Source organism: Enterovirga aerilata, from assembly GCF_013044135.1.
Lineage (GTDB): Bacteria > Pseudomonadota > Alphaproteobacteria > Rhizobiales > Beijerinckiaceae > Enterovirga > Enterovirga aerilata.
Genome location: NZ_JABEPP010000003.1, coordinates 145,701 through 163,057 on the forward strand (window position 1 = coordinate 145,701; position 17,357 = coordinate 163,057).

General features: G+C 69.7%; 19 protein-coding genes. 5 read left to right on the top strand and 14 right to left on the bottom strand.

The genetic code is table 11. The annotated features are described in order from the left end of the window. Positions 1–5 precede the first annotated feature (5 nt). The 5 genes from HJG44_RS10635 to HJG44_RS10655 form a co-directional block, all read right to left on the bottom strand. On the bottom strand, positions 6–245 hold the full coding sequence (locus HJG44_RS10635; RefSeq protein WP_171218355.1) for a hypothetical protein: 240 nt from the start codon (positions 243–245) through the stop codon (positions 6–8). Between the two features lie 66 nt (positions 246–311). After that, a complete protein-coding gene (locus HJG44_RS10640) occupies positions 312–1,277 on the bottom strand; it encodes a Bug family tripartite tricarboxylate transporter substrate binding protein (RefSeq protein ID WP_346767142.1) in 966 nt (321 codons plus the stop codon). Then, on the bottom strand, positions 1,274–1,639 hold the full coding sequence (locus tag HJG44_RS10645) for an AtuA-related protein (protein WP_171218357.1): 366 nt from the start codon (positions 1,637–1,639) through the stop codon (positions 1,274–1,276). Before HJG44_RS10645 ends, HJG44_RS10640 begins: the two co-directional genes overlap by 4 nt. Beyond that, positions 1,639–2,976: an acyclic terpene utilization AtuA family protein gene (locus HJG44_RS10650; RefSeq protein WP_171218949.1), complete on the bottom strand. Its 1,338-nt coding sequence runs from the start codon at positions 2,974–2,976 to the stop codon at positions 1,639–1,641. The genes HJG44_RS10645 and HJG44_RS10650 overlap by 1 nt, the downstream gene beginning before the upstream one ends. A 22-nt stretch (positions 2,977–2,998) precedes the next feature. Further along, on the bottom strand, positions 2,999–3,979 hold the full coding sequence (locus HJG44_RS10655; protein ID WP_171218358.1) for a Bug family tripartite tricarboxylate transporter substrate binding protein: 981 nt from the start codon (positions 3,977–3,979) through the stop codon (positions 2,999–3,001). A 176-nt stretch (positions 3,980–4,155) separates the two neighbouring features. On the opposite strand from HJG44_RS10655, the gene HJG44_RS10660 reads away from it, so the two are divergent. Continuing rightward, positions 4,156–4,932 carry an SDR family NAD(P)-dependent oxidoreductase gene (locus tag HJG44_RS10660; protein ID WP_171218359.1) on the top strand — a complete coding sequence of 259 codons (777 nt, stop codon included), beginning with the start codon at positions 4,156–4,158 and terminating at the stop codon, positions 4,930–4,932. 5 nt (positions 4,933–4,937) lie between these two features. Here HJG44_RS10660 and HJG44_RS10665 read toward each other — a convergent pair whose 3' ends face one another. The 3 genes from HJG44_RS10665 to HJG44_RS10675 are packed head-to-tail and all read right to left on the bottom strand — an operon-like array spanning position 4,938 to position 6,988. Then, positions 4,938–5,600 (bottom strand): RraA family protein, encoded by a 663-nt coding sequence (locus tag HJG44_RS10665; protein WP_171218360.1) that lies wholly within the window; start codon positions 5,598–5,600, stop codon positions 4,938–4,940. A 7-nt stretch (positions 5,601–5,607) separates the two neighbouring features. Next, the gene (locus HJG44_RS10670; RefSeq protein WP_171218361.1) at positions 5,608–6,573 is read right to left on the bottom strand and encodes a tripartite tricarboxylate transporter substrate binding protein; all 966 of its coding nucleotides are present in this window, start codon (positions 6,571–6,573) and stop codon (positions 5,608–5,610) included. A gap of 31 nt (positions 6,574–6,604) precedes the next feature. Next, complete coding sequence (locus tag HJG44_RS10675; protein ID WP_171218362.1) at positions 6,605–6,988, bottom strand: cupin domain-containing protein; 384 nt, start codon at positions 6,986–6,988, stop codon at positions 6,605–6,607. A gap of 1,067 nt (positions 6,989–8,055) precedes the next feature. Here HJG44_RS10675 and HJG44_RS10680 point away from each other — a divergent pair. Continuing rightward, positions 8,056–9,027, top strand: coding sequence for a magnesium and cobalt transport protein CorA (locus HJG44_RS10680; protein WP_171218363.1), 972 nt, complete (start codon positions 8,056–8,058; stop codon positions 9,025–9,027). 78 nt (positions 9,028–9,105) lie between these two features. After that, a complete protein-coding gene (locus tag HJG44_RS10685) occupies positions 9,106–9,486 on the top strand; it encodes a hypothetical protein (RefSeq protein ID WP_171218364.1) in 381 nt (126 codons plus the stop codon). A 57-nt stretch (positions 9,487–9,543) separates the two neighbouring features. On the opposite strand, the gene cynS is transcribed toward HJG44_RS10685, so the two are convergent. From cynS to HJG44_RS10710, 5 genes are all read right to left on the bottom strand, one after another. Further along, complete coding sequence (cynS, locus tag HJG44_RS10690; protein WP_171218365.1) at positions 9,544–10,032, bottom strand: cyanase; 489 nt, start codon at positions 10,030–10,032, stop codon at positions 9,544–9,546. Positions 10,033–10,138: 106 nt separating this feature from the next. Continuing rightward, the gene (locus HJG44_RS10695) at positions 10,139–11,044 is read right to left on the bottom strand and encodes an ABC transporter ATP-binding protein (RefSeq protein WP_171218366.1); all 906 of its coding nucleotides are present in this window, start codon (positions 11,042–11,044) and stop codon (positions 10,139–10,141) included. A 5-nt stretch (positions 11,045–11,049) separates the two neighbouring features. Then, positions 11,050–11,889 (bottom strand): nitrate ABC transporter permease, encoded by an 840-nt coding sequence (gene ntrB / locus HJG44_RS10700; protein WP_171218367.1) that lies wholly within the window; start codon positions 11,887–11,889, stop codon positions 11,050–11,052. Positions 11,890–12,013: 124 nt separating this feature from the next. Then, positions 12,014–13,372 (bottom strand): CmpA/NrtA family ABC transporter substrate-binding protein, encoded by a 1,359-nt coding sequence (locus HJG44_RS10705; protein WP_171218368.1) that lies wholly within the window; start codon positions 13,370–13,372, stop codon positions 12,014–12,016. A gap of 98 nt (positions 13,373–13,470) precedes the next feature. Then, positions 13,471–13,656 carry a hypothetical protein gene (locus HJG44_RS10710; RefSeq protein WP_171218369.1) on the bottom strand — a complete coding sequence of 62 codons (186 nt, stop codon included), beginning with the start codon at positions 13,654–13,656 and terminating at the stop codon, positions 13,471–13,473. Between the two features lie 145 nt (positions 13,657–13,801). On the opposite strand from HJG44_RS10710, the gene ppdK reads away from it, so the two are divergent. Together ppdK and HJG44_RS10720 are read left to right on the top strand one after the other, a co-directional pair. Continuing rightward, positions 13,802–16,480, top strand: coding sequence for a pyruvate, phosphate dikinase (gene ppdK / locus HJG44_RS10715; RefSeq protein ID WP_171218370.1), 2,679 nt, complete (start codon positions 13,802–13,804; stop codon positions 16,478–16,480). 1 nt (position 16,481) lies between these two features. Further along, positions 16,482–16,913: a PaaI family thioesterase gene (locus HJG44_RS10720; RefSeq protein WP_171218371.1), complete on the top strand. Its 432-nt coding sequence runs from the start codon at positions 16,482–16,484 to the stop codon at positions 16,911–16,913. A 4-nt stretch (positions 16,914–16,917) separates the two neighbouring features. Here the strand turns inward: HJG44_RS10720 and HJG44_RS10725 are convergent, their stop codons facing one another. Next, positions 16,918–17,238 carry an SMR family transporter gene (locus HJG44_RS10725; protein WP_171218372.1) on the bottom strand — a complete coding sequence of 107 codons (321 nt, stop codon included), beginning with the start codon at positions 17,236–17,238 and terminating at the stop codon, positions 16,918–16,920. Between the last annotated feature and the right edge of the window lie 119 nt (positions 17,239–17,357).

Consider the following 17,357-nt stretch of genomic DNA (forward strand, 5'->3'; position numbering starts at 1 on the left):
GCAGCTCAGCGCCGGCTGAGGCGCCGTTCGCGCTTCTCGGCGAGGAGCAGAAGCGCCTCCGCAACGATCTCCGCGGGCCAGCCGGGCCCGACGCCGAACCCTTCGGGTGCGCGCTCCTCGCAGCGCCGCGCCCAGGCCCGGATCTCCGAAGGCCGGGGTCCGTAATTCCAGGCCGGGCGGTGCTTCCGGACCGGCGGGGTGATGCGGGCCTCGCTCGCGGCGGGATGTGCGGCGGTCTGTGTCATGGGTGGAGCTTAGCCGAGCCGCCGCTTGCCGTTGTGCGCGCCCGCACCGGCCGGGGCGCTGCCGCCCTATTGCGGCTCGATCCCGGCCGCTCTCACGATCTCGGCCCATTTCGCGATCTCGCTCGTCACGAACGCGCGCAGTTCCTCCGGCGAGGAGGCTTCCGGCTCGATTCCGGCCGTGAGCAGCTTCTCGGCCGTGGCCTTGTCGCTCACGGCCGCGGTCAGCGCGTCGTGCAGCTTCGCGACGACCGGGGCGGGCGTCTTGGCCGGCGCGAATGCTGCGAACCAGGCCGCGAGGTCGTAGCCCGGCACGCCTGCCTCGGCCATCGTCGGCAGGTCCGGTGCGAGCGGGCTGCGCTTTGCGGTCGAGACCGCAAGTCCGGTCACCGCCCCCGCCTTGACCTGCGGCAGGGTGGTCGAGATGTCGGCGAAGAAGAGCTGGATGTTGCCGGCGAGGAGATCCGTCACGGCCTGCGGGTTCGAACGGTAGGGCACGTGCAGGATGTCGATGCCGGCACGGCTCTTCAGCATCTCGCCGGCGATCCGGGAAGAGCTCGATCCGGAGCCGAAGCTCAGCTTGCCCGGATTGGCCTTCGCGTAGGCGACGAGCTCTGCGACGCTTTTCGCGGGCACGCTCGGATTGGCGATCAGGGCGAGCGTGATCGTGCCGAGCTTCGTCACCGGCTCGAAATCCTTCTCCGCGTCGTAGGGCACCCGCTTGAGCAGGCTCTGGTTCGCGCCATGGGTCGTGTTGGTCGTGACGAGGATCGTGTGCCCGTCCGGCTCCGCGCGGGCCACGTTCTGCGCGGCCACGACCCCGCTCGCGCCGGCAACATTCTCCACCACGATCGGCTGGCCGAGCGTCTTCGACGCATGGTCGCCGATGATGCGCGCCACCGCATCCGTTGCGCTTCCCGCCGCGAAAGGGACGACGAACTTGATCGAGCGGCTCGGATAGGTCTGGGCGAGCGCAGGAAAGGCCGTCGCGGCAAGCCCGAAGGCAGCCAATGCCCAGCGTGTCACTCTCCTCACGGCGTCCTTCTCCCATCTGCTTCCGGTTCGGCCGGCCATCGGCCGAAGACAGGCTCTCCGTCCGGGATGTCGAGGTCGAGCAGGGCCGAGCTCAGCGACTTCCCATGCGGGTCCAGCGCGAGCGATCGCGTGACGCCGCCGCCCAGCGCGCCGCGGAGCACGAAGTTGAGCGCCCCGATGCGGGGCAGCTCGTAGCGCGTGACCCCACCGCGGACGATGCCGGCGAGATGCGCCGCGACGCGCTCGGCCGTGACGTGCCGGGCAAGCAGCGCGAAGTCGCGCTCGTCATAGGCGATGACGGAGATGTTGGACGTGTTGCCCTTGTCGCCGGTGCGGGAATGGGCGATCGCGCGCAGCTTCATCACGCCTCCAGGATGTAAAGGGACGGCGTCACGCTTTCGGCGGGAATCAGCGTCGACACGATGCCGAGCACCTCGCGCGCCGATTTCGCGACCCCGCCGCCGCCGGCAGGACCGTTGGTGTAGAGCGTCTCGACCTCGTTCCCGATGCGGATCGCTTCCGCCAGGCTGTCCGTGCGGCCCGCGACGCGGACGCGAACCTCGTAGGGCTCGGACCCCTGGGCGCGACCGGCCCCGTGCAGCGCGTTCAGGCCGATCAGGTCGAAGCGAAGCTCGCTTGCCGCGACACCGGTCAGTGCAAGCCGCTCGCGCACGATCTCCAGCGCGAGGCGTCCGCGCGCCTCCGCGCCCGGCCCGGCATAGGAGATCTGGCCCTCGCCGATGAAGCCTTCGATGGTGCCGATCGATACCTTCAGCTTGCCCGTCGGTGGGCGGCCGCGTCCGCCGCCGACCTTCACCCGATCGGGGCCGGTCTCGCGGATCTCGACCGCGGTGAAATCCGCAACGACGTCGGGCTGGAGATAGCGGGCCGGGTCGAGGATTTCGTAGAGGAGCTGCTCCTTTACGGTCGCCGGCGTGACGCGCCCGCCGGAGCCCTCCACCTTGGTTACGACGACGCTGCCGTCCTCCGACACCTCGCCGATCGGGAATCCGAGCCGCGCCAGATCCGGAACGTCCTTGAAGCCGGGATCGGCGAAATAGCCGCCCGTCACCTGCCCGGCGCATTCCAGCAGGTGGCCGACGAGCGTGCCGCGTCCCAGGGCCTCGTGGTCGGACAACGCCCAGCCGAATTCGTGCATCAGCGGTCCGAGGAACAGGGCGGGATCGGCCGCCCGCCCGGTCACGACGACCTGGGCCCCGGCGGCCAGCGCCTCGGCGATCGGACCGGCGCCCAGATAGGCGTTCGCGGAGACGATCCGGTTGCCGAGATCGGCGACCGTGCCTTCCATCTCCTCCAGCGGAAGATCGCTCCCGCGCAGGAGGTCGAACACATCGTCGCCGAGCACGGCCGCCACTTTCAGCCCGGCGAGCCCGAGTTCGCGGGCGATCTCGCGTATCTTCTCCGCGGCGGCGAGCGGGTTTGCCGCGCCCATATTGGTGACGATGCGGGTGCGCCGGGCATGGCAGGCGGGGAGGACGGCCCGCATCCTGGTCTCGAGCAGCGGATCGTAGCCGCCCTTCGGGTCCTTGAGCCGCGCCTGCTGGGCGAGCGCGATGGTGCGCTCGGCCAGGCACTCGAAGACCAGGTAGTCGAGATCGCCGATCTCCGCGAGCTCGACGGCCGGCTCGATCCGGTCGCCCGAATAGCCGGCTCCTGCGCCGATCCGCACCTGCCTCATCTGGCCGGACCCGCCCGGCCGGTCACTCGAGCTTGGCACCCGAGAACTCGACCACCTTCTTCCACTTCGCGGTCTCGTCCCGGATCGCCTGGCCGAACTGCGCGGGCGTGAGCAGCCACGGCGCGCCGCCGAGATCGGCGAGCCGCTTCACCATCGGGGGCTCCTGCAGAAGCTCGTTCACCTCCTTGTTGAGGCGCGCGATGATCTCGGGCGGCGTCTTCTTCGGCGCCCCGATACCGAACCAGGCCACGGCCTCGTAGCCGGGAACCGTCTCCGCGACGGTCGGCACGCCCGGGAGCGCGGGCGAGGGCTCGAGCGTCGTGACCGCGAGGGCGCGGAGCTTGCCCGAGCGGACATGCTCGATCGAGGAGGGGAGGTTGTCGAACAGCACATGCGCCTGGCCGGACAGCATGTCGATGAGCGCCGGCCCGGCACCGCGATAGGGGACGTGGACCATGTCGACGCCGGTCATCGACTTGAACAGCTCGCCCGACATGTGGACGGAGGTGCCGAGGCCCGAGGAGGCCATGTTCACCTTGCCCGGATTCGCCTTGCAGTAGGCGATGAACTCCGCAACCGTCTTCACGGGCAGCGAGGGCGTCACCTCCATGATGTTCGGGGAACGCGTGATGCCCGCGACGGGCGCGATGTCCTCGACGAAGTTGAAGTTCAGCTTCTTGTAGAGGGTCGCGTTGATGCCGTTCGCGGGATTGACCAGAAGGATCGTGTAGCCGTCGGGATCGGCGTTCACGACCGCTTCGGTGCCGATGTTGTTGCCGGCCCCCGGCCGGTTCTCGATATAGACCTGCTGCCCGAGGCGCTTGGCAAGCGGCTCCGCGACGAGGCGCGCCAGGACGTCCGTCGTGCCGCCCGGCGGATAGCCGACCACCCAGCGGATCGGCCGTGTCGGATAGTCGTTGGCGAGGGCCTTCCCGGTCCGCAGCGTCACGGCCGCGCCCGCGCCCGCCCCAAGCACCGATCGGCGTGACCAGGCAAACGTCATATGCGATTCCTCCCGAAGCCGGCCCTCTGCGTGGCCGCGCGCGGGCCGGAGTTTAAGCAGGGCTTGCGGCGGAAGGCGAGATGCCGGCGTAAGCCTTTGGTCGGGCGGGCCGGCCGTCGCCACGGCGGGCTGCCGGCCACTATCATCCGCCCGCGACAACCGATCGAGGAACGCCCATGCTGCCCGTAAGCCCGCCATCGCTGTCCCTTGCCGGGATGACGGCCCTCGTCATCGGCGGGTCGAGCGGGATCGGGGAGGCCGCGGCGCATGGCTTCGCGCAGGCGGGCGCCCGGGTCGCGATCGCGGCACGCCGGCCCGACAAGCTCGAGGCCGCGCATGCGCGCCTCGCCGAGCTGGACGGGGAGGCGCGGGCCTATGCGGCCGACGTCACCGACAGGGCCGAACTGGCGAAGCTGGCGGAGCGGGCGCAGGCCGATCTCGGCCGCATCGACATCCTGATGAACTGCCAGGGGACGACGGTCATCAAGCCCACCCTCGAACTCACGCCCGCCGAATACGACAGCGTGATCGCGACCAATCTGACGAGCGTGTTCTTCGCCTGCACGACCTTCGGCCGGCTGATGGTGGAGCAGGGGAGCGGCGCGATCATCAACATCGCCTCGCTCGCCGCCCATCGGGGCTGGCCCAATGCCTGCCCCTACGCCATCAGCAAGCACGGCGTGGTCGGGCTCACGACCTCGCTCGCGGCGGAATGGGCGCCGCACGGCGTGCGGGTGAACGCCATCTCGCCCGGCTTCTTCATGACCGAGCTGAACCGCGCCCGCATGCCCCAGGCGCGCAAGGACGCCGCGCTCATGCGCACCCCGGCCGGCCGCTTCGGCGAGCTCGGCGAGCTCGTGGGCGCCGCGATCTATCTCGCCTCGCCCGCCGCGAGCTTCGTGACCGGCACGATCCTCAACGTGGACGGCGGCTATCTCGCCAGCGGCATCTGAACCGCTCAGCTCCGCGGCTCGCTCTGGATGCCGACATAGCTGTTGTCGAAGCGGCCCTCGGCGATGGCGGCGAGCGCCGCCGCCTCCCGCTCCTCCTGGGCGCGGATGCGTCCGAGAAGCTCGTCGGCGCAGGACGGATCGAAGGCCACGACGCCGTCCTCGTCGCCGAGCACGACATCTCCGGGCAGCACCACCATGCCGTCGACGGCCACCGGCACGTTGATCTCGCCGGGGCCGAACTTGTAGGGCCCGCGATGGGTCACGCCCCGCGCGAAACAGGGGAACTCCGCCGCCGCGAAGGCCGCGACGTCCCGCACGGCGCCGTCCACCACGAAGCCCGCGACGCCCTGCATCCTGGCGCGCTGCATCATGATCTCGCCGACGAGGGCCTGGTTCAGGTCGCCCCCGCCGTCGACGACCAGGACGTCGCCGGGCCGCAGCAGGTCGTAGGACCTGTGCAGGATGTAGTTGTCGCCCGGCCGCGTCTTCACGGTCACGGCGGTCCCGACGAGCCGCCGGGAGCCGTGCACGGGCCTGAGCGCGCGCGTCCCGTGCAGGCGGTTCAGGTTGTCGGAGACGACCGCGACCGCAACCTCGCGGAAGCTCTCGAGGAGCCGCGCCGGCGCCTGGGGCGCGCTTTCGCGGAGGCGGTGACCGGGAAGCTGCATCGCGATCTCAGGCCTTGATGTTGTTCTCGCGCACGACGTCGCCCCAGAGCTTCGTCTGCCGGGCGAAGAACGGGATCGCGGCCGCGCTGTCGGTGAGAAGCAGCGTCATCTGCTGCGACTCCTGCAGCTTCGTCGCGATCTGGCGCTCGGAGAGCGCCTCGCGCACCGCCGCCGAGAGCCGCGCCAGCGTGTCGGCCGGGGTCGCGGCCGGGGCGAAGACGCCCCACCAGGCCAGGGCCTCGAAGCCGTCGAAGCCGGATTCGATGGCGGTCGGCGTGTCCTTCAGCATGGGCAGGCGCTGGGCGCCCATCTGCATGACGGTCCGCACCTGTCCGCCGAGCTGGGGCGCGACGAGCGCGATCGAGCCGCAGAGAAGCTCGACATGGCCGCCGAGAAGGTCGTTCATGGCGGGGCCGCCGCCCCGGTAGGGCACATGCGTGATCTCGACCCCGGCCCGCTTGGCGAGCAGCGTCATGGCGAGGTGGCCGATCGTGCCGATGCCGACGGAGGCGTAGGTGACGGCCCGCGGCCGCGCCTTGGCGGCCGCCAGCACGTCCGCGAAGGTCCTGTACGGCTTGTCCCTGTTCGTCGCGACGACGTAGGGCGCCGTGCCGACGAGGCTCACGGGCACGAGGTCCCTCTCGATGTCGAGCGGGGGGTTGGGCACCATCGCGGGGATGACCGTGTGGGAATCGAAGGTGACCAGCAGCGTCATCCCGTCGGGCGCGCTCTTCGCCACATGCGCCGCCCCGAGGGCGCTCGCGGCGCCCGGCATGTTCTCCACGATCGTCGTCTGGCCCAGCATGTCCTGCAGCCGCGCCTGCAGCATGCGGGCGAGCGCGTCCGTGGAGCCGCCGGGCGGGAAGGGCACGACGAGCCGCATCGTGCGTCCGCCCTGCTGGGCGAGCGCCGGCCCGCAGAGCAGCGCCGCGGCGCCGCAAGCGAGCGCGCCGCGCCTGGTGAGCTTCGCCATCCCTGTCCCTCCCTCGCTCTGGCGCTGCTTATCAGCTGCCGAAACCCTTTCCGGGCTTCCTGTATTCGGGCCGGGGCGGGCTGAAGATGTCCAGCACCTTCGCGCCCTCGGGCCCGGCGCGCATCGTATGCGGGACGTTGCCCGGCGTGCGCCAGAAATCGCCCTTCCGTACGGGAATCTCCTCGCCGCCCTGCACCCGGATCGCGGAGCCCTCGAGCAGCACGCCCCATTGCTCCTCCGGATGATGGTGCAGCGTGCCCTCCGCGTTCGGCGCGATGGTCACCACCGAGAGCATCGCCTGCTCGCCGGCGAAGATGCGGGTCGTGAGCCCCGGCGCGAGCTCGCGCAGCAGGCCGTCGGAGGCGTCGTCGAGATTGTGGAACTCGGCCCTCTGCGAGGCCTCGGTCTTCGCCATGCGTCCCTCCCTGCGCCGGATGATTTCGGAACGGAGCGGCAAGGTAAAGCCGGAATGTCGGTCCGGGGCCGCGGAAAGGCGGGATGTCGAGGGCGTGGCCGCTCCGGCCCTCCGCGCCTGCACCGCGGGCAGGCTCGCCCCTCATCCGGGCGCGCTCCTGAAAGCGCCCACGCGCCGTCCGTCCCCGGGGCGGGGTCGGTCATGACGGGCGACTTCAAAGAGCTGAATTGGTCGAGGGGCGTGGGACGCCGAAACGCTCGATCAATTTTATAGAGGAGCCTTTCGGCGTCCCCGCGATGCCCGCCCCGTCATCCCCGGCGGGCGCGGAGCGCCCGGGAAGGGGATCCAGACGACAAGCACCGCGTCCGGGTTTCCCCGGCACGGGCGGCGATTTTGGACCGGACCTGCCGCTCTTCCGCCCCCTCGCCCGTTGCCGGACGAGAGAACACTAGCCATGCTGCACTGGCGCCCGGGCCGTATTACCCGGAGGGCGGCGCTGGTCCGGCTCCCCGAGTGCGGGTTCGCGAAACCCGCCCGCAGGCGCCGCATCCTCCTCCGCTTCCACGACGCCTCGCGAGAGCGCCCCTCGGCGAAGAGGACGAAGCCGATCTAGACTATATTCCTATGAATGTCAAGCGGGATGTCATCCCCGGCGCCTGCGCAGCAGGCGGGAAAGGCGGCTCCACCGTCATCCCCGGCGGGCGCGAAGCGCCCGGGAAGGGGATCCAGCCAACCTCCCACACGGACGACGTCCCTGGATTCCCTTCCCCTCCGCGGCGCTGACGCGCCGCTCCGGCCGGGAATGACAGTGAGCTCCATCCTCGGCCTTGAGCCGAGGATGGAGACTGGATGGTCGGGTCAAGCCCGACCATGACGGGGCGGCCATCCGGCCCGAGCCGCCGCTCGACCCTCCCCGCCGAACTCGGGTGTTCCAAAATTCGGCTTCCCTGGCGCGCATGCCGGGCAGGCCGACTTGCATGGGGCCGCGGCCCAGCGTCCGTCCGCATCATGCGGCCGGACCGATCCTGCGCTCATGCGTTATAGCCCGGCCGGAAGCCGGAGCGAGAATGCCCGTCGTCGCCGCCTATCTCTACCGCAACGGCCAGCGCGCCGCCCCCGTCACGCTCTCATCGCCCGCGCCCGTCTGCGCCGGCGACAAGTCCGAGTTCATCTGGATCGGCCTGGTCGAGCCCTCCGAGGAGGAGCTCCGCGTCCTCCAGGAGAATCTCGGCCTGCATCCGCTCGCCGTGGAGGATGCCCTCAAGGCGCACCAGCTGCCCAAGGTCGAGGTCTATGGCGACCAGCTCTTCGTGGTCGCCCGCACAGCGCATCTGGAGGGCGACCGCATCGCCTATGGCGAGACCTCGGTCTTCGTCGGGCCGACCCACGTCATCAGCGTGCGGCACGGCTCCGCGCGCGCCCATACGCAGCTCAGGGCGCAGCTCGAGGCGGCCCCGAACCAGCTCAGGCTCGGCGTCGACTATGTCCTGCACGGCATCCTGGACTTCATCGTGGACGGCTACCTGCCGATCGTCGAGGCGATCGAGGAGGACGTCCTCGCCATGGAGCAGAAGACCCTCGAATCCTGCCTCGGCCGCGGCGAGATCAACCGCCTGTTCCAGCTCCGGCGCGAGCTGATCCGCTTCGGCCGGGTGATGGGGCCGATGTCCGAGGTCGCAAGCAAGCTCGTGCATCTCGACCTGCCGGGCATCGATCCCGATGTCCGGCCCTATTTCCGGGACGTGCTCGACCATGTCAGGCGCGTCGAGGTGATGGCGGCGGGGCTGCGCGACGCGCTCACCTCCGTCTTCGAGGTCTCCACGCTGCTCGAGCAGCAGCGCCAGGGCGACATCACCCGCAAGCTCGCCGCCTGGGCCGCGATCCTCGCCGTGCCGACCGCCATCGCGGGGATCTACGGCATGAATTTCGAGAACATGCCCGAGCTCAGGACGGCCTATGGCTACTACGTCGTCCTCGCCGCGATCGGGCTCGCCTGCGCCGGGCTCTACTGGCGCTTCCGGCGCACGGGATGGCTGTGACGATGGCGCGCCGGCTCCCGTTCCGCGTCCGGAACCCGCCTCGGCCGCGATGGTTCAGCTAGCTGGCAGGAGCACGACATGAATCGACACCAGATGACCATGCTGGCCGGATGCCTCGTCGCGGGAGCCGCCCTCGCGGCAGGGACGGGTGCAGCCCAGGCCCAGGGCAAGATCTATCAGGGCCCGGCCGGCGGCGGTTACGGCTCGGCCGAGCAGCCCTATGTGCCGGGCGCCCGCGGACAGCCCGTGCCTCCGGCCGGGACGGGACGCGGGCAGGCCGCGCCTCCGCGCCAGGACGGCGGTTCGCTCGCCAGGGGAGGGGAGCGCGGCGGCGAGCGCCGCCGGGACGAGGGCGGCAGGCGCGGGGGCGGCTACGATCCGGACGGCGCCGCCTATGGCGGCCGGCGGGGCTATGACGGCGGCGGCTACGATCGCCGGGGCGGCTACGGCCGCTGGTAGCCGGAGACCCTCCGCCGGGCGGAGCCTCCAGCGAGGGCCGCCCGGCAGGACTTTTCCCTATTCCTCCTCGAAGCCGTATTCCGGCACGCCCTGCTGGTTGCCGTAATACTTGTAGGGCAGGAACTTGCCGCTCATCGAGATGCGGACGCGGTCGCCCTTCGGGTTCGCTTCCCGCGCGAAGGTGATGTCGAAGTCGATCGCCGACATGATGCCGTCGCCGAATTCCTCCTCGATCAGCGCCTTCCAGGCCGGCCCGTTCACCATCACCATCTCGTAGAAGCGGTAGATGAGCGGGTCCGTCGGCGGCATCGGCGTGCCGGTTCCGCGATAGGGCACCTCGTTCAGCATCGCCTGCTCCGCCTTGGTGAGGCCGAAGAGCTCGGCGGCCTTGGCGGCCTGCGGCTTCACGAGCTTCATCTGGCCGAGCAGCGCGCCGACGATCAGCACGTCCGACATCCCGCCGATCTCGTCGCAGATGTGGCGCCAGGTCCAGCCCTTCTCGCGCTTGATGTCGAGGATCTTCTCGGTGAGCTCTTCGCGTTTCATCGCCTTTCGCTTTCTCCGGCGTCATGGCCGGGCTTGGCCCGGCCATCTCCGTCCGGGCGCCGAGGGTGTTCGTGGATGGCCGGGCCAAGCCCGGCCATGACAGCGGCTAGGTCGCGACGGCCCTGAGCTTCGGCGCTGCGCTGGGGAGGGGCGGAGCCGCCACCCCACCATCCAGCCTCACCACCGGCGGGTGGCGCGGGTCGTAGCCGGCGGGCGGATCGTCCCTGAAGGTCTTCGAGCGCGAGACCAGGAAGTCGATGAGGTGGTTGCGGAGCGCGTAGTAGTTCGGGTCGTGGTGGATGGCGCCCTGCCGCCGGTCGGCCGGGAGGGGATTGACCACGATCTCGGCGATCCTCGCGCCGGGCCCGTTCGTCATCAGCACGATCTTGTCGGCGAGGTAGATCGCCTCGTCCACGTCGTGCGTGATCATGTAGACGGTCTGGCCGGTCTCGCGGCAGATGCGCCGCGCCTCCTCCTGCAGGGTGCCGCGCGTGAGCGCGTCGAGGGCGGAGAACGGCTCGTCCATCAGCAGGATCTTGGGCTCGATCGCGAGCGCGCGCGCGATGCCGACGCGCTGCTTCATGCCGCCGGAGAGTTCGGCGGGGCGCTTGCCCTCCGCGCCCGCGAGGCCGACGGTCGCGATGGCCCGCGTCGCGCGCGCCTCGATCTCCGCCTTCGACGCCTTCGGCCAGCGCGACGCCACCGCATAGGCGACGTTGCCGAGCACGGTCTTCCACGGCAGGAGCGCATGGCCCTGGAAGATCACCGCCCGGTCGAGGGACGGGCCGGAGATCTCGCGCCCGTCCACGATGACGGCGCCGGCCGAGGGTGCGTCGAGCCCGGCCAGGATGTTGAGCACCGTCGTCTTGCCGCAGCCCGAATGGCCGATGACGCAGACGAACTCGCCGCGCCCGACCCGCAGCCAGAGATCCTCGAAGATCGTGGTCTGCCCGCCGGCGGCTGCCGGGTAGCGCTTGGCGATACCCTCGATGGAGATGAGCCTGTCCTCCATCGGGCTCACTCCGGGAAGGTGACGAGCCGCTGCGCCTGCGCCAGCAACTGATCGAGGATCATGCCGACGATCCCGATGACCAGGATCGAGGTGATCACGTTGGTGATGGAGAGGTTGTTCCACTCGTTCCAGACGAAGTAGCCGATCCCCGTGCCGCCCACGAGCATCTCGGCCGCGACGATGACGAGCCATGCGATGCCGATCGAGATCCGCATGCCCGTCAGGATCGTCGGCGCGGCCGCGGGCAGGATGATCGTGAAGGCGCGGCGCAGCGGTCCGACCTCGAGCGTGCGGGCCACGTTGAGCCATTCGCGCCGCACGCTCGCGACCCCGAAGGCCGTGTTGATGAGCATCGGCCAGAGCGAGCAGATGAAGATGACGAAGACGGCCGAGATGCCCGAATCCTTGATCGTGTAGAGGGCGAGCGGCATCCAGGCGAGGGGCGAGACCGGCTTCAGGAGCTGGATGTAGGGATCGAGCGCGCGGCTCATCAGCGGCGACATCCCGACGAGGAAGCCGACCGGGATGGCGACGAGCACGGCCAGGAGATAGCCGGTCCCGACCCGCGCGACCGAATGGGCGAGCTGGATGCCGATGCCCTTGTCGTTCGGGCCCTTGTCGTAGAACGGGTCCCTCAGATGGCCCCAGATGGTCCGGCCGACATCCAGCGGGCCGGGCATCGCCGACTTGCCCTGCGTCGCGGTCGCGCCCATGAGCTTGGCGTATTCCGGATCCATCTCCTGGGCCGGGCCCGAGCCGCTCACCCCGATCTGCCAGAGGGCCAGGAACACGGCGAGGATGAGCGCCGAGACGGCAAGCGCCTGCAGGCGGGCGGTGGTGGTCATCTTGCCGCTCCGGCGTCGTTCCGGGGCCGCGAAGCGGAGCCCGGAACCCACGACGGGGCTCCGGAGCGTGATCGTGGGTTCCGGGTTCGGCCTCCGGCCGCCCCGGAATGACGGCTCGCCATCCTCAGCTCGCCCGCTTGATGGCGAAGGAGGCGAGGTAGTCCTCGGGCCGGGCCGGATCGAAGCTCTTGCCCATCACCGAGAAGGTCTTGGTGGTCGTCTTCGGCGGCGTGAGTCCCTGCTGCTCCATCAGCTTCTGGGCGTCGGTCGCGAGATAGACCTGCCGGGCGATCGCCGCATAGTCGACCTCGCCCTTGATCTGCCCCCAGCGCTTCATCTGGGTCAGCATCCAGACCGCGAAGCTTTCCCAGGGGAAGGGGTCGAAATCGGCGCGGTTGGGCACCTTCTGCACCTGGCCGAGCCCGTCCGCGTAGGTGCCCGTGAGGACCTGCTCGACCACGATCTGGGGCTGGTTCAGGTAGTTCGCGGGCGAGATGGCGGCCGCGATCTCCTTCCGGTTCTCGGCTTTCGACGCATAGGCCGTCGCGTCGATGATCGCGCGGAGCAGCGCCGCATAGGTGTTCGGCATCGCGGTGATGAACTCCCGCGAGGCCGCGAAGGCGCAGCAGGGATGGCCGTCCCAGATGTCCTTCGACAGGATGTGGATGAAGCCGACGCCGTCATAGACGGCGCGCTGGTTCATCGGGTCGGGCCCGAGGAAGCCGTCGATATTGTCCGCCCGCATGTTGGCGACCATCTCGGGCGGCGGCACGGCGCGGATCTGCACGTCCGTGTCCGGATCGATGCCGTGCTCCGCGAGATAGTAGCGGAGCAGGTAGTTGTGCATCGAGTAGTCGAACGGGACGGCGAACTTGAAGCCCTTCCAGGATTTCGGGTCGCGCCTGTCCTTGTGCTTCATGGCGAGCGTGATCGCCTGGCCGTTGATGTTCTCGATCGCCGGCACCGTATAGGGGACCGGGTTCGAGCCCGCCCCGACCGTGATCGCCACCGGCATCGGCGAGAGCATGTGCGCGGCGTCGTATTCCTTGTTCAGCGTCTTGTCGCGGATCACCGCCCAGCCGGCCGTCTTCACCACCTCCACGTTCAGGCCCTGCTTCGAATAGAAGCCCATGGGGGCCGCCATGATGATCGGCGTCGCGCAGGTGATCGGGATGAAGCCGACCTTCAGGTCCTTCTTCTCGAGCGGCGCGCCCTGGGCGAGGGCCTCGGCCGCGGCCGCGACGGGGAAGAGCTGCGAGATCGCCGCCAGGGCGGCAGGGGCGCCGACCGCCTTCAGGAAGGCGCGCCGGGTCGCATCCTGGGGAAAGAGCGCCCGCATGAGCGCGCCTTCGACGACGCGCCCGACCCGAGCCTCCGAGGACAGGACGGCGTCGTGCTCCGCCTCGCTCGCATGCCGGCCACAGGAACAGCCCGCCCGGCCCAGCCGGCGCGTCGCGTCGAAGGGATCGTCAAAGGTCGACATCGGCACCTCGTATTGTGCCGCTCGCGACGCAACCGATGTGCCAGGATCTCGGGCTTGCCGACTGCGGCCGGCGCCGCCCGCAGGCCGCGGAAGGCTGCCTAATTCCTGATCAATGCCCGGCAGGAGGGCGCGCGCGTGAAGGCGCAGTCGCCGAGCGTCGCCCAGCTCCGCATCCGCTCCAGCATCCAGATCGCCGCGAGCGCAAGGAAGACCGCGAAGACGACGCCGATCAGCCCGCCATAGCGGGCGCGCCAGTCCTCCGGTTCCGGCTCGCCTCCGCTCATGAAGGATGCTCCGGGGCCAGAAACGTTCTCAGGGCTGGGGCGTTCATGACGCCGCTGGACGGGGGCCGGTTCAATTGCGTTTCGACGCGGTTTGGTCCAAGCCGCCTCAATCCTGGGCAACCAAGAACGACCGGATCTGATCGATATGGCGAAGTGGGTCTACACCTTCGGCGACGGCAAGGCCGAGGGCGAATCCGGCATGCGCGATCTGCTCGGGGGCAAGGGCGCGAACCTCGCCGAAATGTCCAATCTCGGCCTGCCCGTGCCGCCCGGCTTCACCATCCCGACCACGGTCTGCACCTATTTCTACGAGCACGACCGGCAATATCCGCCGGAGCTCGAAGGCGAGGTGGCGCGCGCGCTGGATTTCGTCGGCAGGCTGACCGGCAAGGTCTTCGGCGATGCCGAGAACCCGCTCCTCGTCTCGGTCCGGTCCGGCGCCCGCGCCTCGATGCCGGGCATGATGGATACCGTCCTCAATCTCGGGCTGAACGACGCGACCGTCGAGGCCGTCGCCCGCCAGGCCGACGACCGCCGCTTCGCCTATGACAGCTATCGCCGCTTCATCACGATGTATTCGGACGTGGTGCTGGGCGTCGAGCACCACAATTTCGAGGAGGCGCTCGACCTCTACAAGGACCGCAAGGGCTATTCCCTCGACACGGATCTGAACGCGGATGACTGGGCCGAGCTCATCACCCGCTACAAGAAGATCGTCCAGGACCACCTGGGCAAGCCCTTCCCGCAGGACCCCAAGGAGCAGCTCTGGGGCGCCATCGGCGCGGTCTTCGGCTCCTGGATGAACGCGCGCGCGATCAAGTACCGCGAGCTCAACAACATCCCGGCCTCCTGGGGCACGGCCGTGAACGTGCAGGCCATGGTCTTCGGCAATATGGGCGAGACCTCGGCCACGGGCGTCGCCTTCACGCGCAACCCCTCGACCGGCGAGCGCGCGCTCTACGGCGAGTTCCTGATCAACGCCCAGGGCGAGGACGTGGTGGCGGGCATCCGCACGCCGCAGGACATCACCGAGGCCGCCCGCATCGCGTCCGGCTCCGACAAGCCCTCCATGGAGAAGGCGATGCCGGAGGCCTATGCGGAGCTCGTCCGCATCTACGGGATCCTCGAGCGGCATTATCGCGACATGCAGGACATGGAGTTCACCGTCGAGAAGGGGAAGCTCTGGATGCTGCAGACGCGGTCCGGCAAGCGGACCGCCAAGGCCGCGCTCCGGATCGCGGTGGATCTCGCCGGCGAGGGGCTCATCTCGCAGGAGGAGGCGGTCAACCGGATCGATCCGGCCTCGCTCGACCAGCTCCTCCACCCGACGATCGACCCCAAGGCCGAGCGCAAGGTGCTGGCCACGGGCCTGCCGGCCTCTCCCGGCGCCGCCTCGGGCGAGGTCGTGTTCTCGTCCGAGGAGGCGGAGGCCGCCAGGAAAGCCGGCCGCAAGGTCATCCTGGTGCGGGTCGAGACGAGCCCGGAGGACATCCACGGCATGCATGCCGCCGAAGGCATCCTGACGACGCGCGGCGGCATGACCTCGCATGCGGCCGTGGTCGCGCGCGGCATGGGCAAGCCCTGCGTCTCCGGCGCGGGGCAGATCCGGGTCGATTACGCCAAGCGCGCCTTCACGGTCGGCGGCGTGACGGTACAGGCCGGGGAGACGATCACGATCGACGGCGGCACGGGTGAGGTGCTGCAGGGCGCGATCCGCATGCAGGAGCCGGAGCTGTCGGGCGAGTTCGCGACGCTCATGGAATGGGCGGACAAGGGCCGCAAGCTCAAGGTCCGGGCCAATGCCGACACGCCGCGCGATGCCGAGACGGCGCGCAATTTCGGCGCGGAGGGCATCGGCCTCTGCCGCACGGAGCACATGTTCTTCGAGGGCGACCGCATCGTCGCGGTGCGCGAGATGATCCTCGCCGACGACGAGGCGGGCCGGCGCGCGGCCCTCACCAAGCTCCTGCCGTATCAGCGCGGCGATTTTCTCGAGCTCTTCACCATCATGAAGGGCCTGCCCGTCACGATCCGGCTGCTCGATCCGCCGCTGCACGAATTCCTGCCGCACACGGACAAGGAGATCGCCGAGGTCGCGGCGCAGACGGGTCTCTCGCCGGAGAAGCTGAAGCGGCGCGCGGCCGAACTGCACGAGTTCAACCCGATGCTCGGGTTTCGCGGCTGCCGCATCGCGATCGCCTATCCGGAGATCGCCGAGATGCAGGCCCGCGCGATCCTGGAGGCTGCCGTCGAGGCGCAGGCGAAGACCGGCGCCGCGGTCGTTCCGGAAATCATGGTTCCGCTGATCGTGACCCGTGCCGAATTCGACCTTGTGAAGGCGCGGATCGACGCGATGGCCGAGGCGGTCTTCAAGGAGAAGGGCGCCTCCGTGGGGTATCAGGTCGGCACCATGATCGAGCTGCCGCGCGCCTGCCTGAAGGCCGACGAGATCGCCGAGACGGCGGAGTTCTTCTCCTTCGGCACGAACGACCTGACCCAGACGGCGCTCGGCATCTCGCGCGACGACGCCGCGACCTTCCTCGGGCCCTATACCCAGAAGGGGATTCTTCCCTCGGATCCCTTCGTGACCATCGACCAGGAGGGCGTCGGCGAGCTCGTCAGGATCGGGGTCGAGCGCGGGCGCCGCGTGCGCAACAACCTGAAGCTCGGTATCTGCGGTGAGCATGGCGGCGATCCGGCCTCCGTCCGTTTCTGCGATGAGATCGGGCTCGATTACGTCTCCTGCTCGCCCTACCGCGTGCCGATCGCCCGCCTTGCTGCGGCGCAGGCCGCGATCGGCGGCAAGGTCGCCAGCACGGCCTGACATGGTCGCCGAGGAGCGGGTCCGGTCGAGCTTCGCCCGGCAGGGCCTGATGGAGACGCTCGGCGCGACGCTCGTCCGCGTTGCGCCCGGCGCGGTCGAGATCGCGCTGCGGCCCGGGCCCGGCGTCTCGCAGCAGCACGGCTTCGTCCATGCCGGGGCGATCAGCGCGATCGCGGACAGCGCGGCCGGCTATGCCGCGCTCAGCCTCATGCCGGCCGGTACGGGCGTGCTGACGACCGAGTTCAAGATCAACCTGCTCGCGCCCGCCGCGGGCGAGCGCATCGTGGCCCGGGGCAGGGTGGTGAAAGCCGGCCGGACGCTGACGCTGGCGCAGTCGGAGGTCTTCGCCGAGACGGCCGGGCAGGAGAAGCTGATCGCGCTCCTTACCGCGACGCTGATGGCCGTCCGCGGGCGCGAGGGCGTGAGCGACTGACGGGTCACGCGTCGCTGGACAGCTTCATGAGGACGAGGCCGCTCACGATGAGCAGGGCGGCGAGAATGCGCAGCGTGCCGGCAGACTCGCCGAGGACCGCGATGCCGACCAGGAAGGCGCCGACGGCACCGATCCCGGTCCAGATCGTATAGGCCGTCCCGAGCGGGAGGGATCGCATCGCGAGTGCCAGCAGGGCGAAGCTGGCGATCATCGCGCCGACCGTGATCAGGCCGGGCCAAAGCTTCGTGAAGCCTTCGGATTGCTTCATCGTGAAAGCCCATACGACTTCCAGCAATCCGGCGATGATGAGCATGGTCCAGGCCACGACGGCAGCTCCCGAGCAGCTGCCGGGCCGTCCCGGACTTGAACCCTGGAGGGGGAGGACGTGGCCTCGCCCATCTTAGATGAGACAGCCTGGCCGATTTTCCAGGCCGCGATCAGCGC

What these genes read in the sequence shown, in the direction of transcription:
- HJG44_RS10635 (WP_171218355.1), bottom strand. Translation starts at nt 245, where the DNA reads ATGACACAGACCGCCGCACATCCCGCCGCGAGCGAGGCCCGCATCACC.
- HJG44_RS10645 (WP_171218357.1), bottom strand. Translation starts at nt 1,639, where the DNA reads ATGAAGCTGCGCGCGATCGCCCATTCCCGCACCGGCGACAAGGGCAAC.
- HJG44_RS10650 (WP_171218949.1), bottom strand. Translation starts at nt 2,976, where the DNA reads ATGAGGCAGGTGCGGATCGGCGCAGGAGCCGGCTATTCGGGCGACCGG.
- HJG44_RS10655 (WP_171218358.1), bottom strand. Translation starts at nt 3,979, where the DNA reads ATGACGTTTGCCTGGTCACGCCGATCGGTGCTTGGGGCGGGCGCGGGC.
- HJG44_RS10660 (WP_171218359.1), top strand. Translation starts at nt 4,156, where the DNA reads ATGCTGCCCGTAAGCCCGCCATCGCTGTCCCTTGCCGGGATGACGGCC.
- HJG44_RS10665 (WP_171218360.1), bottom strand. Translation starts at nt 5,600, where the DNA reads ATGCAGCTTCCCGGTCACCGCCTCCGCGAAAGCGCGCCCCAGGCGCCG.
- HJG44_RS10670 (WP_171218361.1), bottom strand. Translation starts at nt 6,573, where the DNA reads ATGGCGAAGCTCACCAGGCGCGGCGCGCTCGCTTGCGGCGCCGCGGCG.
- HJG44_RS10675 (WP_171218362.1), bottom strand. Translation starts at nt 6,988, where the DNA reads ATGGCGAAGACCGAGGCCTCGCAGAGGGCCGAGTTCCACAATCTCGAC.
- HJG44_RS10680 (WP_171218363.1), top strand. Translation starts at nt 8,056, where the DNA reads ATGCCCGTCGTCGCCGCCTATCTCTACCGCAACGGCCAGCGCGCCGCC.
- HJG44_RS10685 (WP_171218364.1), top strand. Translation starts at nt 9,106, where the DNA reads ATGAATCGACACCAGATGACCATGCTGGCCGGATGCCTCGTCGCGGGA.
- cynS (WP_171218365.1), bottom strand. Translation starts at nt 10,032, where the DNA reads ATGAAACGCGAAGAGCTCACCGAGAAGATCCTCGACATCAAGCGCGAG.
- HJG44_RS10695 (WP_171218366.1), bottom strand. Translation starts at nt 11,044, where the DNA reads ATGGAGGACAGGCTCATCTCCATCGAGGGTATCGCCAAGCGCTACCCG.
- ntrB (WP_171218367.1), bottom strand. Translation starts at nt 11,889, where the DNA reads ATGACCACCACCGCCCGCCTGCAGGCGCTTGCCGTCTCGGCGCTCATC.
- HJG44_RS10705 (WP_171218368.1), bottom strand. Translation starts at nt 13,372, where the DNA reads ATGTCGACCTTTGACGATCCCTTCGACGCGACGCGCCGGCTGGGCCGG.
- HJG44_RS10710 (WP_171218369.1), bottom strand. Translation starts at nt 13,656, where the DNA reads ATGAGCGGAGGCGAGCCGGAACCGGAGGACTGGCGCGCCCGCTATGGC.
- ppdK (WP_171218370.1), top strand. Translation starts at nt 13,802, where the DNA reads ATGGCGAAGTGGGTCTACACCTTCGGCGACGGCAAGGCCGAGGGCGAA.
- HJG44_RS10720 (WP_171218371.1), top strand. Translation starts at nt 16,482, where the DNA reads ATGGTCGCCGAGGAGCGGGTCCGGTCGAGCTTCGCCCGGCAGGGCCTG.